Origin of the sequence: Brachybacterium sp. sponge, from assembly GCF_001613775.1 — a bacterium.
GTDB lineage: Bacteria > Actinomycetota > Actinomycetes > Actinomycetales > Dermabacteraceae > Brachybacterium > Brachybacterium conglomeratum.
This window is the reverse complement of sequence record NZ_LRMP01000001.1, coordinates 641104-658034: the sequence shown is the minus strand read 5'-3', so window position 1 is coordinate 658034 and position 16931 is coordinate 641104. Positions and strand designations below refer to the sequence as shown.

At 72.1% G+C, this 16931-nt stretch carries 13 protein-coding genes and 1 riboswitch; of the genes, 11 read left to right on the top strand and 2 right to left on the bottom strand.

Features of this window, described 5'->3' with window-relative positions; genetic code table 11:
* Positions 1-12: 12 nt before the first annotated feature.
* Positions 13-150, bottom strand: coding sequence for a 50S ribosomal protein L34 (rpmH, locus tag A4A78_RS02925; protein WP_010552021.1), 138 nt, complete (start codon positions 148-150; stop codon positions 13-15).
* Positions 151-599: 449 nt separating this feature from the next.
* On the opposite strand from rpmH, the gene dnaA reads away from it, so the two are divergent.
* From dnaA to A4A78_RS02865, 11 genes are all read left to right on the top strand, one after another.
* Complete coding sequence (gene dnaA / locus A4A78_RS02920) at positions 600-2297, top strand: chromosomal replication initiator protein DnaA (RefSeq protein WP_062946916.1); 1698 nt, start codon at positions 600-602, stop codon at positions 2295-2297.
* A gap of 487 nt (positions 2298-2784) precedes the next feature.
* Entirely contained in the window at positions 2785-3909 is a 1125-nt protein-coding gene (dnaN, locus tag A4A78_RS02910; protein WP_062946914.1) for a DNA polymerase III subunit beta, read from the top strand.
* A 19-nt stretch (positions 3910-3928) separates the two neighbouring features.
* Positions 3929-5188 carry a DNA replication/repair protein RecF gene (gene recF, locus A4A78_RS02905; RefSeq protein WP_062946913.1) on the top strand — a complete coding sequence of 420 codons (1260 nt, stop codon included), beginning with the start codon at positions 3929-3931 and terminating at the stop codon, positions 5186-5188.
* 263 nt (positions 5189-5451) lie between these two features.
* On the top strand, positions 5452-6000 hold the full coding sequence (locus A4A78_RS02900) for a DciA family protein (RefSeq protein ID WP_231880814.1): 549 nt from the start codon (positions 5452-5454) through the stop codon (positions 5998-6000).
* Between the two features lie 77 nt (positions 6001-6077).
* Positions 6078-6207, top strand: a riboswitch (FMN riboswitch).
* Between the two features lie 114 nt (positions 6208-6321).
* Complete coding sequence (ribD, locus tag A4A78_RS02895; RefSeq protein WP_082835159.1) at positions 6322-7434, top strand: bifunctional diaminohydroxyphosphoribosylaminopyrimidine deaminase/5-amino-6-(5-phosphoribosylamino)uracil reductase RibD; 1113 nt, start codon at positions 6322-6324, stop codon at positions 7432-7434.
* 17 nt (positions 7435-7451) lie between these two features.
* Positions 7452-8090, top strand: coding sequence for a riboflavin synthase (locus tag A4A78_RS02890; protein ID WP_062946911.1), 639 nt, complete (start codon positions 7452-7454; stop codon positions 8088-8090).
* Complete coding sequence (ribB, locus tag A4A78_RS02885; RefSeq protein ID WP_062946910.1) at positions 8087-9430, top strand: 3,4-dihydroxy-2-butanone-4-phosphate synthase; 1344 nt, start codon at positions 8087-8089, stop codon at positions 9428-9430. The genes A4A78_RS02890 and ribB overlap by 4 nt, the downstream gene beginning before the upstream one ends.
* Complete coding sequence (gene ribH, locus A4A78_RS02880; RefSeq protein ID WP_062946909.1) at positions 9427-9909, top strand: 6,7-dimethyl-8-ribityllumazine synthase; 483 nt, start codon at positions 9427-9429, stop codon at positions 9907-9909. Before ribB ends, ribH begins: the two co-directional genes overlap by 4 nt.
* A 423-nt stretch (positions 9910-10332) precedes the next feature.
* Positions 10333-12492, top strand: a complete 2160-nt coding sequence (gene gyrB / locus A4A78_RS02875; protein ID WP_156488539.1) for a DNA topoisomerase (ATP-hydrolyzing) subunit B — start codon at positions 10333-10335, stop codon at positions 12490-12492.
* 87 nt (positions 12493-12579) lie between these two features.
* Positions 12580-15444 carry a DNA gyrase subunit A gene (gyrA, locus tag A4A78_RS02870; RefSeq protein ID WP_062946908.1) on the top strand — a complete coding sequence of 955 codons (2865 nt, stop codon included), beginning with the start codon at positions 12580-12582 and terminating at the stop codon, positions 15442-15444.
* A 3-nt stretch (positions 15445-15447) separates the two neighbouring features.
* Positions 15448-16002 carry a DUF3566 domain-containing protein gene (locus tag A4A78_RS02865; RefSeq protein WP_062946907.1) on the top strand — a complete coding sequence of 185 codons (555 nt, stop codon included), beginning with the start codon at positions 15448-15450 and terminating at the stop codon, positions 16000-16002.
* Positions 16003-16192: 190 nt separating this feature from the next.
* Here A4A78_RS02865 and A4A78_RS02860 read toward each other — a convergent pair whose 3' ends face one another.
* Positions 16193-16672, bottom strand: a complete 480-nt coding sequence (locus A4A78_RS02860; RefSeq protein ID WP_062946906.1) for an aminoacyl-tRNA deacylase — start codon at positions 16670-16672, stop codon at positions 16193-16195.
* Between the last annotated feature and the right edge of the window lie 259 nt (positions 16673-16931).

Sequence of the window (16931 nt, the reverse complement as noted above, 5' to 3'; positions counted from 1 at the left end):
GTCACCGTCGTCTCAGGCGGAGAGCTCGGCGCGGCCCTTGGCACGGCGGGCGTTCAGGATGCTGCGGCCGGCGCGGGTGCGCATGCGGGCGCGGAAGCCGTGCTTCTTGGCGCGGCGGCGGTTGTTCGGCTGGAACGTGCGCTTGCTCATGGTTCTCCTCGATCGTGGGCACGGGCGTGCCCCTCGCGGTGGCGTGTGGTCTGCTGCGCGAACGGATGTCCGGGCGCACCCGCCGGGGCGGGGCGGCTGCCGTGTCCCACATCGGGACGGTGCCGTCGGGCGGCGCGCAGCGCTGACTGCACGATTTTAGGCGCGGGGGTGCACGGGGTCAACGGAGGAGCCCCGCTGAGGGCCGGTTGTGGCCCGATTCTCACTTCCGGGGGCGTGTCGTGACGGCCCCGGAGGGCCGTCGTGCCCTTCGGCTCCCGCCCCTCCGGCCCGGCGGCGCCTGCCGGGGCGGCGCCGCTCACATCGTCACGGTCGTCCCGGTCACGTCGGAGGCGGATCCCCGACCTGTTGTCCACATCGTCGATCCACAGCGGTGAGGATAATGTGGAAAACTGTGGCGACCCGCGCCCGAGACCTGAGGGGGACACCTGATGCCGGAGGCGAACGCCGACGCGATCTGGGACAGCACGCTGAGCATCCTGCGCCGCGACGACACCGTCTCCCAGCGCGTGATGGCCCTGCTCACCCTCTCCCGCCTGATGGCCGTGGTCGCGGACACCGCCCTGCTCGCCGTGCCCTCCACTTCGGCGAAGGAGCTGATCGAGAACCGGATCGCGGGCTCCCTGAAGGCCGCCCTCAGCGAGGCCACCGGCAAGGACCTCCGCTTCGCCGTGACGGTCGACGAGTCGCTGCTGCTGGAGGGGGACGACGAGGACGAGGCCCCCGCACCGCCGCTGACCTCCTCCTCCACCGCCCGCAGTGCACATCCTGTGGACAACGATGTGGACAGTTCCACGGGGGATGTCCACACCCCGCCCTTCCGTCGTGGACGGGGCTCCGTGCTCCCCTCCGAGCCCGCCTCCGGCCGGCCCGCGCTGCCCTCGAGCAGCACCCCGGACTCGGCCTCCTCCGGCGCCTCGCGCCTCGGCCTCGGGGAGGACGAGTTCCACGGCTCCGCGGCCGACGATCCCAGCGCCTACGCGGGGATGTCGGCGCTCAGCGGCGTCTCCGCCCCCTCCCCGGGGCCGGCGCCGCGCCGCCCCGCCCCCGCCGGCGGCTCGACCCTCGGCGAGGACTCGCGCCTGAACAGCAAGTACACCTTCGACACCTTCGTGATCGGCTCCTCGAACCGCTTCGCGCAGGCGGCCGCGTCGGCCGTGGCGGAGACGCCGGCGAAGGCGTACAACCCGCTGTTCATCTACGGCGGATCCGGTCTGGGCAAGACCCACCTGCTGCACGCGGTGGGCCACTACGCCCAGAGCCTCTACCCCGACGTGGTGGTGCGCTACGTGAACTCCGAGGAGTTCACCAACGAGTTCATCAACTCGGTGCAGTCCGGCCAGTTCGGCAAGGCGCAGGAGTTCCAGCGCCGCTATCGCGACATCGACATCCTGCTGATCGACGACATCCAGTTCCTGCAGCGGGCGCCGGAGACGATGGAGGCGTTCTTCCACACCTTCAACACGCTCTACAACTCGGACAAGCAGATCGTGATCACCTCGGACCTGCCGCCGAAGGAGCTCGGCGGCTTCGAGGACCGGATGCGCTCCCGCTTCGAGATGGGCCTGATGACGGACGTGCAGCCGCCGGACCTCGAGACCCGCATCGCGATCCTGCGCAAGAAGGTCGCCCAGGAGAACACCGGCGAGGTGCCGCACGACGTGCTGGAGTACATCGCCAGCCACATCGCCACGAACATCCGCGAGCTCGAGGGCGCGCTGATCCGCGTGCAGGCGCTGCACTCCCTCTCCCGCCAGCCGATGGACGTCACCCTCGCCGAGTCCGTGCTGAAGGATCTGCTCTCCCACGACGACGGCGCGCAGATCACGGCCTCGACGATCATCGCCCAGACCGCGACCTACTTCGGGCTGTCGGTGGAGGAGATCGTGGGCACCGGTCGCAGCCGGCGCCTGGTCTCCGCGCGGCAGATCGGCATGTACCTGTGCCGGGAGCTGACGGACATGCCGCTGATCCGCATCGGCGAGGAGTTCGGCGGCCGCGACCACACCACCGTCATGCACGCGAACAAGAAGATCAGCGAGCTGATGAAGGAGCGTCGGGCGATCTTCAACCAGGTCACGGAGCTCACGGCGAGGATCAAGAGCTCGAGCTCCTCTGCCCGGCAGTGACGCGGGAATGACACGGCAGTGACGCAGCCGACCGCGTGAGCGCGCCGGAGAATGTCATCCCAGGTCAGCCCGACGTTCTCCCCAATTGTGGATAACTCTGTGGACAGTGTGGAACGACGAGCATCTGCGCAGGAGCCGATGTGCACGGAGGAATGACAAGAATCTGACGGCGGCGGCGATCCGTGCACAGGTCGTGCACGAGCTTCCCGTGATTGTCGACGAGTCGTCCACGTCGACAGTGTCGGCTGTGACCTGCTGAGATGTCGGTTATCCACGAGATCCACAGTCGTGATGATGAGGTCTGTAGTTTCTTGCTCGTCGTGGATGTGGAGGGCGGGGGTCGGCAGCAGCGGCCGAGGAGCACGGAGGAGCAGGGGCGGAAGTCAAGGATCTGCGGCGGTGTGTCGTCGGAGGGCTCCGGGAACCGATACGCTGTCCACCGTTCGATCACGATCCGGCTTTCGACCACTGCGAAGGAGTGGCAACGGTGAAGTTCCACCTCGACCGCGGCGTCCTCGGCGACGCCGTCTCCTGGGCCACCCGCACCCTCCCTGTCCGTCCGGCGATGCCGATCCTGCAGGGCGTGCGCATCGTCGCCGATGCGGGCGGCGAGCTGCAGCTCTCGACCTTCGACTACGAGGTCAGCGCCCAGATCCGTCTCGAGGCGGAGATCGAGCAGCCGGGCGAGGTGCTGGTCCAGGGGCGCATGCTCTCGGACATCGTCCGGGCCCTGCCGAACAAGGACGTCACCGTCGCGCTCGAGGGCACGAAGCTCCAGGTCCGCTGCGGCAGCGCCCGCTTCGCGCTCGCGACCCTCCCGGTCGAGGAGTACCCGCAGCTGCCCACGATGCCCCCGGTCGCCGGCACCGTCGCGGCCGACGTGTTCTCCGAGGCGATCTCGCAGGTCACCGTCGCGGCCTCGAAGGACGACACCCTCCCGCTGCTGACCGGCGTGAAGGTCGAGATCAGCGGCGAGACCATGACCCTGATGGCCACCGACCGCTACCGCCTGGCGCTGCGCGAGCTGACCTGGAACCCCTCGTCGCCCGGCACCGAGCTCACCGCCCTGGTCCGCGGCCGCACCCTCCACGAGGTCGCCCGCTCGCTCGCGACCGGCGGCGGCGTCGAGATCGCGCTGTCCGACGAGGACTCCGCGAACCTGATCGGCTTCGAGGCCGGCGGCCGCCGCACGACCTCCACCCTCGTCGACGGCGACTACCCGCCGGTGCGACGCCTGTTCCCCGAGACCACCGCGATCACCGCCGTCGTCTCCACCGGCGCGCTGATCGACGCGGTCAAGCGCGTCTCCCTGGTCGCCGAGCGGAACACCCCCGTGCGCCTGTCCTTCTCCGAGGGCCAGGTCGCGCTCGAGGCCGGCGCCGGCGACGACGCTCAGGCCAGCGAGGTGCTCGAGGCGCAGCTCGAGGGCGAGGATCTCGTCGTCGGCTTCAACTCGGGCTTCCTGCTCGACGGCCTCGGCGCGCTCGGCAGCGAGTTCGCCCGCCTGACCTTCACCGACTCGATCAAGCCCTCGGTGATGACCGGGCAGGACTCGCTCGAGGGCGAGCCCGACAACTCCTACCGGTACCTCATCATGCCGATGCGGATCTGAGGGAGGGAGAGCTCCCTCCGTGCACCTGACCGCCCTCGAACTCACCGACTTCCGCTCCTACCGGCAGCTGAGCCTGCCCGTCCGTCCCGGCATCACCGTCATGGTGGGCCCGAACGGGCAGGGCAAGACCAACATCGTCGAGGCTCTGTGGTACCTCGCGACGCTCTCGAGCCACCGCGTCCCCCACGACGCGGCGCTCGTGCACCGCGGCGAGTCCACCGCGATCGTCCGCGCGAGCTTCGAACGCGCCGGCCGGCCCCTGCAGATCGACCTCGAGATCACCCCCGGCAAGGCGAACCGCGCCCGGCTCCAGGGGCAGAACGTCTCCCGGCTGCGCGACCTGCTCGGCGAGGTGCGGGCGGTGCTCTTCGCCCCGGAGGACCTGGGACTGGTCAAGGCCGATCCGGAGGGCAGGCGCCGCTTCCTCGACGAGCTCCTGTTCGAGATCGCGCCCCGCTTCGCGTCGATCAAGGCCGACTACGACCGGGTCCTCAAGCAGCGCGGCAACCTGCTCAAGCAGATGCGCTCGATGCGGCGGGGCGGCTCGGGGCGCAGCGTCGGCGGGCTGGACCCGGCCGAGTCCGCGGCCTCCACGCTCGAGGTCTGGGACCAGCAGCTCGCCCGTCACGGCGCCGAGTTGCTGCGTGCCCGGCTCCACCTCGTGAACCGTCTGCGCCCGCACCTGGGGTACTCCTACCTGCGGGTCTCGACCGACGAGGGGGCCGAGCAGGCGCTCGACCTGCCCCCTGACCAGCGCGGCGAGGTGGTCTCCCCGGCGGACGTCCGCTACCGCTCCGACGTGCTCGACGAGCTCGGCGCCGCGCCCGGCGAGCTGCCCGGCACCCGCGAGATCCACGACGCCCTGCTCGCCCTGGTCGCGGCGCGCCACGACGAGGAGATCGACCGCGGCACCAACCTCACCGGCCCGCACCGCGACGACCTCGAGATCCGCCTGCACGACTTCCCCGCGAAGGGCTACGCGAGCCACGGCGAGTCCTGGTCCCTCGCGCTCGCCCTGCGCCTGGCCAGCTACGACCTGCTGCGTCTCGAGGAGGGCGACCTCGGCGACGGCGAGCCGATCCTGATCCTCGACGACGTCTTCAGCGAGCTGGACGTGCACCGCCGCGAGCGGCTCGGCCGGATCGTCACCGACGCTTCGCAGGTGCTGATCACGACCGCGAACGACACCGACATCCCCGCCTCCCTCGACGGCGAGATCCACGTGGTCGACGTGACGCTCGGCGAGGCGGTCCCGCGCAGCGGGGGCGGGCTGCGATGAGCGGCGGTGCTCCGCGCCCGAGGATCGCGAACCCGTATGGGCTCGGCACCTGGAGCGGGGCAGCGGCGGGGTCCGAGGAGCAGGCGGCCTCGCCGACGGCTCCGGCCGCCGCGCCCGCGCGGGGCGGTGCCCGCAGCGGCAACGGTGCCGAGCGGGCCCGCGGCGGAGCGCGGCCGGGCGCCGAGGAGGCTGGTGGGCCCGTCGGGTCCCGCTCCGGGGCACGGACGCCCGTCGGCCCTGGGGATCCCGACCGCGAGGAGCAGGTGCTCTACGATCCGCCGGACCTGCCGGCGCCGGCGGATCCCTTCGAGCTCGCCCGCCGCACCGTCAACCGCTCCCGTGCTGCCGCCCGTGACCGCGGCCTCTTCCCGATCTCCGCGAAGACGCAGGCCAGGGACGTGCGCGACCGATCCGGCCGGGCGCCGGGCTACTCCGGCTCGCGTCCGGATCCGCGGGACCCGCAGGGCATCGAGCTGGTGCTGAAGAAGGTGCTGGGGAACCTCGGCTGGAACGCCGGGATGAGCACCGGACGGGTGCTGGACGAATGGGATCAGATCGTCGGCGAGAGGCTCGCGACGCACTGCCGCCCGGTCTCCTTCGAGGACGGGGTGCTCGTGGTCAGCGCCTCCTCCTCGGCGTGGGCGGCGCAGCTGCGGATGCTCACCCCGCAGCTGATCACCACCATCGAGGAGCACGTCGGCTCCCACGTCGTCTCGGAGCTGAAGGTCACCGGGCCCGCCGCCGCGGAGCGCAGCTGGAAGAAGGGCCGACGGACGGTGACCTGGCGCGGTCCCCGGGATACCTACGGGTAGAGCGCCCGGCGGCGTTCATCCGCCGTCATCCTCCCGGCCGACCCTGCTACGGTGTGCTCTCGACGAGCTGATGATGCTCGCGTGCACTGGGGTCGGTGAAATTCCGAGCCGGCGGTGACAGTCCGCGACCCGAGGGCCCATGGCCCGAGGCTGACCAGGTGGAACTCCTGGACCGACGGTGAGAGTCCGGATGGGAAGCGCACGCGGTCGACGTCGCCTGGCGTACCTGCCGACCCTCCGGGCCCGGCCGGCGCCCCCGGTGACGTCGTCCCCTCTCTTCCCCTCCCTCCGGGACCGCGAGCTGCGGACGGAGGAGAGGCCATGGACCCCGGCACCACGCAGGACGCCCCCCGGAGCGACCGCGCAGGGATCACCCCCGCGGAGACCGTCGCGCTGCGCCGCGCGCTCGAGATCGCCGCGGACCCCGCCGTGCCGCTCGGCCCGAACCCCCGCGTCGGCTGCGTGCTCCTGGCCGCCGACGGGACCGTCCTCGCCGAGGGCCGTCACCGCGGGGCCGGCACCGCCCACGCCGAGGCCGACGCCCTCGCCCGTGCCCGGGAGTTGCCCGGAGCCGCGGCCCTGCGCGGCGCGACGGCGGTGGTCACCCTTGAGCCCTGCGACCACACCGGCCGCACCGGCCCCTGCACCCAGGCGCTCCTCGAGGCCGGGATCGCCCGCGTCGTCGTCGCGAGGCGCGACCCGAACCCGCAGGCCGCGGGCGGCATCGACCGCCTGCGCGCCGCCGGGGTCGAGGTCGTGGACGAGGTCCCCGCCGAGCTCGCCGCGGCCGCCGCGGCCCTGAACCGCGGTTGGGAGCACGGCCTCGGCGCGTCCCGGCCGCTGGTCACCGCGAAGATCGCGCTCACCCTCGACGGGCGCGCCGCCGCGGCCGACGGCACCAGCCGGTGGATCACCGGCGCCGCCGCCCGCGAGGAGGTCCACCGGCTGCGCACCACCTGCGACGCCGTCCTCGTCGGCACCGGCACCGCCCGCAGCGACCGCCCCACGCTCACGGCCCGTCGCCCGGACGGGACCCTCCACCCCCGCCAGCCGCTGCGCGTCGTGGTGGGAACCTCCGACGTCCCGGACCTGCCCGCGATCGACGGCGCCGGGGAGGCGATGCACCTGCCCACCCGCGACCCGTCGGCCGCGCTCGCGACGCTCTTCGACCGCGGGATCCGGCACGTGCTGCTCGAGGGAGGACCCACCCTCGCCGCCGCCTTCCTCCGCGCCGGGCTGGTCGACGAGCTGATCGTGCACGTGGCCCCCACCCTGCTCGGCGCCGGCCGCCCCGGCGTCGCCGAGCTCGGGATCACCACCCTCGCCCAGCGGCTCGACCTCGAGCTCACGGACGTCGCCTCGCTGCCCACGCCGGGCGGCGCGAGGGACCTCCGCCTCACCCTCCGTCCCCGCACCACCCCCACCCCGGCCTGACCAGGAAGGACACCACCATGTTCACCGGAATCATCGAGGAGCTCGGCACCGTCGAGGCGCTCGACCTCGGCGCCGACCCCGCCGCCCTGCGGATCCGCTCCCCGCGCGTGCTCGAGGGCATCGCGCTCGGCGACTCGATCGCCGTCAACGGCTGCTGCCTCACCGTCACCGCCGTCGTCGGCGAGACGTGGAGCGCCGACGTCATCGCCACCACCCTCGCCGCGACCACGCTCGGCACGCTCCGCCCCGGCGACCGCGTGAACCTCGAGCGCTGCGTGCGGGCCGACGGCCGCCTGGACGGGCACATCGTGCAGGGCCACGTGGACGGCGTCGGCGAGATCCTCTCCCGCGACGAGCAGGACGGCACCACCCTGCTGCGCCTGCGCCTGCCGGGCGGCCTCGTCCGCTACGTGGTGCCCAAGGGCTCCCTCGCCGTGGACGGGGTCAGCCTCACCGTCGCCGCGATCGACGGCGACGAGGTCACCATCGGCCTGATCCCCGAGACCCTCGAGCGCACCACGCTGGGCACCCGCGCCGTCGGCGAGGGCGTGGACCTCGAGGTCGACGTGCTCGCGAAGTACGTCGAGAAGCTCACCGCCGGTCTGTTGCCCGCGCGCGCCCCGGAGGCCGTGACCGGGACGGAGCAGGGACGATGACCGGCCTGCGCCTGGATCCCGTGCCCGCCGCGATCGCGGAGATCGCCGCCGGCCGGCCCGTCGTGGTGGTGGACGACGAGGACCGCGAGAACGAGGGCGACCTGATCCTCGCCGCCGCGACCGCCACCCCCGAGCAGGTCGCCTTCGCGGTCCGGCACTCGAGCGGGCTGCTGTGCGCACCGATGAGCGCCGAGCGGGCCGACGCCCTCGATCTGCCGCTGATGGTCGCCGCCAACGCGGACCCCTTCCGCACGGCGTACACGATCACGGTCGATGCGGCGGAGGGGGTCACCACCGGCATCTCCGCCGCGGACCGGGCCCGCACGCTCACCGTCCTCGCCGATCCCGGGTCCGTCCCGAGCGACCTGATCCGGCCCGGGCACGTGCTGCCGCTGCGGGCGAGGGCCGGCGGGGTGCTCGAGCGGCGCGGCCACACCGAGGCCGCCGTGGACCTCACACGGATGGCAGGTCTGCCCGCGATCGGGATGATCGTCGAGCTCGTCCACGACGACGGCACCATGCAGCGCGGGCCTGCGCTGCGCGCCTTCGCCGACGAGCACGGCCTGGCGATGATCTCCATCGAGGACCTCGCCGCGCACCGGCGGGAGATCGGGGAGGCGGTGGCGCCGCTCGCGTCGGCAGTGCCGTCCGCCGCACCGGCCGACCCGTCGTCGGCCGCGTCGGCCGGGCCGGTCCCCGCCCTGCTCGAGTTCACCGAGGCTGTGCCGCTGCCCTCGGCCCACGGCGCCTTCCGCGCCCTCGCGGTGCGGGAGGGCACGGCGGAGCACCTGGTGCTGGTGGCCGGGGACGTCACCGGGGAAGAGCCAGTGCTCACACGGGTCCACTCCGAGTGCGTGACCGGCGACGTGATCGGCTCGCTGCGCTGCGACTGCGGCCCCCAACTGCAGGAGTCTCTCGCCCGGATCTCCGCCGCCGGGCGCGGCGTGCTGGTGCTGCTGCGCGGGCACGAGGGCCGCGGCATCGGCCTGGTCCAGAAGCTGCGGGCCTACGCCCTGCAGGACGCGGGCCGCGACACCGTCGAGGCGAACCTCGACCTCGGACTGCCCGTGGACGAGCGCAGCTTCGCCGCGGTCCCACGGATCCTCGAGCACCTCGGCGTCACCGCGATCGACCTGCTCACCCACAACCCCGAGAAGGCCGACGCCCTGCGCGCCGGCGGCACGCGCGTGCACCGGGTCCTCGACCTCGAGGCCCACCCCACCTCCGAGAACCTCGCGTATCTCACCACCAAGCGGGACCGGCTGGGCCACCACCTGACCGGGCTTCCCGCGCTCGACCTCGCCACCACCCCAATCACGACCCCCGGAGGAACCTCATGAGCGGCCACGGCGCCCCCACCCCGCAGATCACCGCCCGTCCCGATGCCCGCGTCGCGATCGTCGCCGCGTCCTGGCACGAGGAGGTGATGGACGGTCTGGTCGCCGGCGCCCTGCGCGCCTGCGCCGAGGCCGGCATCGACGCACCCACTTTGGTGCGCGTGCCCGGCTCCTTCGAGCTGCCCGTGGTCGCGGACCGCCTCGCCCGCAGCCACGAGGCCGTGATCGCCCTCGGCGTCGTCATCCGCGGCGGCACTCCGCACTTCGACTACGTCTGCTCCGCGGCGACCGACGGGCTGAATCGGGTGTCCCTCGACCACGGCGTCCCCGTCGGCTTCGGGCTCCTGACCTGCGACACCGATGAGCAGGCTCGGGATCGGGCCGGCCTGCCCGGCTCCGTGGAGGACAAGGGGCACGAGGCGGCCGCGGCGGCGCTCGCCACCGCGGAGGTGCTCGCGGGGCTCCCGGACGCCGCCCGCTGAGCCCCGACGCGGGTACGCCCGAGAGCGGACATCCCAGGCGCGTCTGTGCCGCCTCCGGACCCCCTCGGGCGTACCCGCCCCCATCCGAGGCTCCCGGAGCGCGTTGAAGAGGCCGTCACGGAGCGTCTGGGACGCATCCAGCGTCGCGTCGTCCACAGGAACGGGGCGTCGAATAGGCCCAGCACCCGTTCTCCGATAGAATGACGGTGGTTCGGCCGACGTCGACCGGGGTCGAAGCAGCCCGGTCACCTCGATGCCGTCGGCCCGATCGCCGAGGCCTGCGGGTGCCGCTCGCGCGCGTGCGCGAGGAGCTCCTGCGGATCCCGCACGCGTCGGGCCGCAGGGACACCGCCGCACGGTGTCGCCGGACCACCCTCGGTCCGTCCGACCGAGGGACGACCGGACTGCGAGGAGCCACATCAGGTGAGCGACAGCGACCGCCCCATGCCCGACCAGGACCTGCCCGAGGGCACCTCGGACCCGTCACCGGGAGCGGACGGCGCAGCACCGGCCCCCGAGGCGGCGACGGCCCCCGCGGCCCCGGCGCCGACCACCGCGGGCGAGAAGGCGGCCCGTGCGCCCGAGCACTACGAGGCCTCGGACATCACCGTCCTCGAGGGCCTCGAGGCAGTCCGCAAGCGTCCCGGCATGTACATCGGCTCCACCGGTGAGCGCGGCCTGCACCACATGGTCCAGGAGATCGTCGACAACTCCGTGGACGAGGCGATGGCCGGCCACGGCGACACCATCGAGGTCACCCTCCTCGCCGACGGCGGAGTGCGCGTCGTCGACCACGCCCGCGGCATCCCCGTGGACATGCACCCCACCGAGAACAAGCCCGCCGTCGAGCTGGTGCTCACCGTGCTGCACGCCGGCGGCAAGTTCGGCGGCGGCGGCTACGCCGTCTCCGGCGGCCTGCACGGCGTCGGCTCCTCCGTGGTCAACGCGCTCTCCATCCGCATGGAGGTCGAGATCCGCCGCCAGGGCCACGTCTGGCGCCAGGCCTACGCCCGCGGCGTCCCCGTCGCCCCGCTCGAGAAGGGCGAGGAGACCGACGAGACCGGCACCACCATCACCTTCTGGGCCGACGGCGAGATCTTCGACTCGACCGTGTACGACTTCGAGACGCTGCGCAAGCGGTTCCAGCAGATGGCCTTCCTCAACAAGGGACTGCGCATCACGCTGACCGACGAGCGCGCCGACGAGGCCCCGGAGGACGAGGAGGTCGACGTCGAGCTCGAGGCCGAGAAGGCCGAGCAGGGCGAGTCCTCCGGCGGCCCCCGCACGGTCTCCTACCTCTACGAGCGCGGTCTGCAGGACTTCGTCGAGTTCATCAACTCGGCCAAGCGCGCCGAGGTGATCCACCCCGACATCATCTCCTTCGAGTCCGAGGACACGGACGCGAAGATCTCCGTCGAGGTCGCGATGCAGTGGACCGGCGCCTATACCGACTCCGTCCACACCTACGCCAACACGATCAACACCCATGAGGGCGGCACCCACGAGGAGGGCTTCCGCTCCTCGCTCACCTCGATCGTGAACCGCTACGGCCGCGCCCAGGGCCTGCTCAAGGAGAAGGACGCCAACCTCACCGGCGAGGACATCCGCGAGGGCCTCACCGCGGTGATCTCCGTGAAGCTCGGCGAGCCGCAGTTCGAGGGCCAGACCAAGACCAAGCTCGGCAACACCATCGCCCGCACCTTCATGGTCAAGGTGATGACCGACCAGCTCACCGACTGGTTCGAGTCCCACCCGAACGAGGCCAAGGCGATCGTGCTGAAGGGCCAGGCCGCGGCGATGGCCCGCGAGGCGGCCCGCAAGGCCCGCGACGCGACCCGTCGGAAGTCCCCGCTGGAGACCGGCGGCATGCCCGGCAAGCTGCGCGACTGCTCCTCGCGCAACCCCGCCGAGTCCGAGATCTTCATCGTCGAGGGCGACTCCGCCGGCGGCTCCGCCGTGCAGGGCCGCGACCCGCGCACCCAGGCGATCCTGCCCATCCGCGGCAAGATCCTGAACGTGGAGAAGGCGCGGCTGGACCGGGCGCTGGACAACCAGGAGGTCCGCTCGCTGATCACCGCCTTCGGCACCGGCATCGGCGAGGACTTCGACGCGACCAAGCTGCGGTACCACAAGATCATCCTGATGGCCGACGCGGACGTCGACGGCCAGCACATCTGCACCCTTCTGCTGACGCTGCTGTTCCGCTACATGCGCCCGCTGATCGAGCTGGGCCACGTGTTCATCGCGATGCCGCCGCTGTACCGCCTGAAGTGGTCCAACGCCCCTCACGAGTACGTCTTCAGCGACGAGGAGCGCGACGAGCGCCTCGCCGCCGGGCAGTCCGCCGGGCGCCGCATCCCCAAGGACAACGGCATCCAGCGCTACAAGGGCCTCGGCGAGATGGACTGGAAGGAGCTGCAGTCCACCACCATGGACCCCGCCACCCGCACCCTCAAGCAGGTCACGGTCGACGAGGCCGCCGACGCCGACACCATCTTCTCCGTCCTGATGGGCGACGACGTCGAGTCCCGGCGCCGCTTCATCCAGGAGAACGCCAAGGACGTCCGCTTCCTCGACATCTGAGCGGGCCCCGGGGCGGCGCCGATCCCTCTCGCGCGCCCCCGGGGACCCCCACGACCCACCGGCCCCACCCGAAAGGCCCTCCCCGCCATGAGCGACACCCCGAACGACCCCACCGGCCCCGAGGACGACCAGCCGTCGGCCGAGACCCCGACCCCCGCCGAGAGCGCCGGGATCGGCGGCCAGGAGATGCCCGAGGGCTCCAGCGAGCTCTCGGCCGACGAGGCCGCCTCCCGCACCGTCACGCTCGTCGACCCCCTCGACGAGGACGAGGTCGACCGCATCACCCAGGTCGACCTCAACCAGGAGATGCAGCGCTCCTATCTCGACTACGCGATGAGCGTCATCGTCTCGCGCGCCCTCCCGGACGTGCGCGACGGCCTCAAGCCCGTCCACCGCCGCATCGTCTACGCCATGTACGACGGCGGCTACCGCCCCGACCGCTCCTTCTCCAAGTGCGCGAAGGTCGTCGGCGAGGTCATGGGCAACTACCACCCCCACGGCGACTCCGCGATCTACGACGCGATGGTCCGCCTGGTCCAGCCCTGGAACATGCGCTACCCGCTGATCCTGGGCCAGGGCAACTTCGGCTCCGCCGGCGACGACGGCGCGGCCGCCCCCCGGTACACCGAGTGCAAGATGGCGCCGCTGGCCCTCGAGCTGGTCCGCGACATCGAGCAGGACACCGTGGACATGCAGGGCAACTACGACAACACCGTCGACGAGCCCTCCGTCCTCCCCGCCCGCTTCCCGAACCTGCTGGTCAACGGCTCCGCCGGCATCGCCGTCGGCATGGCCACGAACATCCCGCCGCACAACCTGCGCGAGGTGGCCGACGCCGTCCAGTGGCTGCTGACGAACCACGAGGCGACCAAGCCCGAGCTGCTCGAAGCGTGCATGAAGTTCATCAAGGGCCCCGACTTCCCCTCCGGTGCCACGATCGTCGGCACCGACGGGATCGAGGACGCCTACCGCACCGGCCGCGGCTCCATCACCCAGCGCGCCGTCGTCTCCACCGAGGAGATAGGCGGGCGCATGGCGCTCGTCGTCACCGAGCTGCCCTACCAGGTCAATCCCGACAACCTCGCCCGCAAGATCGCGGAGATGGTCAAGCTCGGCAAGATCCAGGGCATCGCCGACATCACCGACGAGACCTCCGGCCGCACCGGCCAGCGCCTGGTCATCACCCTCAAGCGCGACGCCGTGGCCAAGGTGGTGCTGAACAACCTCTACAAGCACACCCAGCTGCAGGAGAACTTCTCCGCGAACATGCTCGCCCTCTCCGGCGGCGTGCCCCGCACCCTCTCGATCGACTCCTTCGTGCGCGAGTGGACGAAGCACCAGATCGACGTCATCGTGCGCCGCACCAAGTTCCGCCTGAAGAAGGCCGAGGAGCAGATCCACATCTACCGCGGCTACCTCAAGGCGCTGGACGCGCTGGACGAGGTCATCGCGCTGATCCGCCGCTCCCCGGACGTCGACGAGGCCCGCACCGGGCTGATCGACCTGCTCGAGATCGACGAGATCCAGGCCAACGCCATCCTCGCGATGCAGCTGCGGCGCCTGGCCGCCCTGGAGCGCCAGAAGATCATCGAGGAGCACGACCGGCTCCAGGCCCTCATCGAGGAGTACACCGCGATCCTCGCCGACCCGGCGCGGCAGCGGCAGATCGTCTCCGAGGAGCTCGGCGAGCTGGTCGACAAGTACGGCGACGACCGTCGGACCCAGATCCTCCCCTTCCACGGCGACATGTCGATGGAGGACCTCATCCCCGAGGAGGACGTGGTCGTCACGATCACGCGCGGCGGCTACGTCAAGCGCACCCGCGAGGACCAGTACCGCGCCCAGAAGCGCGGCGGCAAGGGCGTGCGCGGCGCGTCCCTGCGCGAGGACGACGTGGTCGAGCACTTCTTCACCACGACCACCCACCGCTGGCTGCTGTTCTTCACCAACCAGGGCCGGGTCTACCGCGCCAAGGGCTACGAGCTGCCCGAGGCGCCGCGGGACGCGAAGGGCCAGCACGTCGCGAACCTTATGGCCTTCCAGCCCGACGAGCACATCGCCTCCGTCCTCGCGATCGACTCCTACGAGGACGCCGAGTACCTGGTGCTCGCCACCGAGTCCGGCCTGGTCAAGAAGACGGCGATGACCGCCTTCGACTCCAACCGCACCGGCGGCATCATCGCGATCAACCTGCGCGACGTCGACGGCATCGACGGCACCCGCCCCGACCGCGTCATCGCCGCCCGCGCCGTGAACGGCGACGACGAGCTGCTGCTCGTCTCCCGCAACGGCCAGAGCGTGCGCATGCCCGCCGCAGACGACGTGCTGCGCCCGACGGGCCGCGCCACCAGCGGCGTCACCGGCATGAAGTTCCGCCACGACGACCAGCTGCTGGCGATGGACGTGGTGCGCCCCGGCACCTTCGTGGTCACCGTGACCGACGGCGGCTTCGCCAAGCGCACCAGCATCGACGAGTACCGCCTCCAGGGCCGCGGCGGCCTCGGCATCCGCGTCGCGAAGCTGCCCGACGACCGCGGCCACCTCGCCGGCGCCGCCGTCGTCGAGGAGACCGACGAGCTGCTGGTCGTGATGGAGCGCGGCCGCGTGGTCCGCTCGAAGGTCTCCGAGGTGCCGCCGAAGGGCCGCACCACCATGGGCGTCACCTTCGCCAAGCCCGACAAGGGCGACCGCATCCTGCTGGTCACCACCGGCCCGGAGAGCGAGCTCGACGAGGACGAGGCCGAGACGCCGGTCCTCGAGGACGCCGGCGACGGCGGTGAGGGCTCCGCGGACAGCGCGGCGAGCCCCGCCTCGGCCGACGAGGCCGGAGGCGAGGAGGATGTGGAGATCTCCGACATCGCCGCCTCCGCGACCGAGGACGGGCAGGGCGATGCTCTAGGCTCTGACGAGTCCGAGACCTCGCCCGACGACGCAGACCAGAACGAGGAGTGACCCGTGAGCACCAGTGACTCCAGGACCGGCACCGGGAAGACCGACGCCGCCGAGTCCACCTCGAAGCTCCCGGCCTTCGACAGCGCCTCCTCGCCGTCGGAGCAGGGGCTCGGCTCCGGCAAGGGCTCCGCGGCCCGCGGCGCGAGCCGCAGCCCGAAGAAGTCGGCACCGGCCGGCGGGGCGGAGAAGGAGCGCCGCGGCCCGCGCCGGGTGCGCCTGACGCTGGCCCGCCTGGACCCGTTCTCGGTGATGAAGCTGTCCTTCCTCGTCGCGATCGCCGTCGGCATCGCGACCGTGATCGCGGTCGTGCTGCTGTGGAACCTCGTCGAGGCGATCGGCCTGTGGGGCAAGATCGACCAGCTGGGCCGCGACCTGAACGGCGGCAACCCGCTGCCCTTCATGGAGTTCTTCAGCTTCTCGAAGATGACCAGCTACGGGACCATCGTCGCGGTGGTTAACGTCGTGATCATCACCGCGCTCGGCACCCTGGGCGCCTTCCTCTACAACCTCGTCGCCGCGCTGCTGGGCGGGCTGAAGATGACCTTCACCGACGAGTGAGCCCGAGCGGGGTCACCCGCTCCCGCCGCCGCGGACACCCCGACGCCGCCGCGCCTCCCCGAGGCCGGCGGCGTCGTCGTGTCCGGGCTGCGGAACATCTCGGGGCCGCGCGACCTTTTGTGACCGCTAGGACTCATGCGGGCTCCGACATGAGTCGCCAGGGCGGCAAAACCTCACCGGCAGCCCGGGGTCAGGGCTGCTGGAGCTCGGTGACGTCGGCGACCTGGGCGTCGAGGCGCGCGAGGGTCTCCTCGGCGGGGACGGTCGCGGCGACGCCGTGCGCGCCGGCGCCCATCGAGATCCGCCGCTCGGGATCCCCGGCCAGGGACACGTCGGCCACCACCGGCCAGGCCGTGGTCGCGCCGAAGGGCGTGATCGTGCCGCGCTCGTAGCCGGTGACCTCCTTCGCGACCTCCTTGTCCGGCATCGACAGGCGGTTCACGCCCAGCAGCGCGCGCAGCTTCGGCCATGAGATCTCCCGGTCCCCGGGCACCAGCACGAAGAGGTAGTCCCCCTCGCCGCGGCGCACCACGAGGGTCTTGACGATGTCCCGGGGTTCGACGCCACGGGCCGCGGCCGCCTCGGCGAGGGAGCCGACCCTCCCGTGCCGGGTGATCTCGTGGGGCAGGCCCAGGGCCTCCAGGGCGTCGGTCGCACGCTGCTCGCTCATGAGGCCAGCGTAGGCCCCGAGCCCGGGCCCGCAGTCTCCGGGAGCGCAGTCACCGGGAGCGCAGCTCCATCCAGTCGTCGGGCCCTCGAGCGGCGTCCAGCCAGCCCGCTCGTACGGCGGCCTGCCCGCCTCGGACGCCCTCAGCACGATCCGCTTCGCCCCCTCGGCTCCAGGTCCTCGAGGATGCGGTCGACCAGGGCGGCGCCCAGTCGTCGTCCCCTGTGCGCGGGAGCCACGATCGACCCGGCGAGCCGGGCGA

Coding starts and splice junctions, on each gene's coding strand:
- A4A78_RS02890 (WP_062946911.1), top strand. CDS start 7,452: ATGTTCACCGGAATCATCGAGGAGCTCGGCACCGTCGAGGCGCTCGAC.
- dnaA (WP_062946916.1), top strand. CDS start 600: ATGCCGGAGGCGAACGCCGACGCGATCTGGGACAGCACGCTGAGCATC.
- ribB (WP_062946910.1), top strand. CDS start 8,087: ATGACCGGCCTGCGCCTGGATCCCGTGCCCGCCGCGATCGCGGAGATC.
- ribD (WP_082835159.1), top strand. CDS start 6,322: ATGGACCCCGGCACCACGCAGGACGCCCCCCGGAGCGACCGCGCAGGG.
- rpmH (WP_010552021.1), bottom strand. CDS start 150: ATGAGCAAGCGCACGTTCCAGCCGAACAACCGCCGCCGCGCCAAGAAG.
- A4A78_RS02860 (WP_062946906.1), bottom strand. CDS start 16,672: ATGAGCGAGCAGCGTGCGACCGACGCCCTGGAGGCCCTGGGCCTGCCC.
- ribH (WP_062946909.1), top strand. CDS start 9,427: ATGAGCGGCCACGGCGCCCCCACCCCGCAGATCACCGCCCGTCCCGAT.
- gyrA (WP_062946908.1), top strand. CDS start 12,580: ATGAGCGACACCCCGAACGACCCCACCGGCCCCGAGGACGACCAGCCG.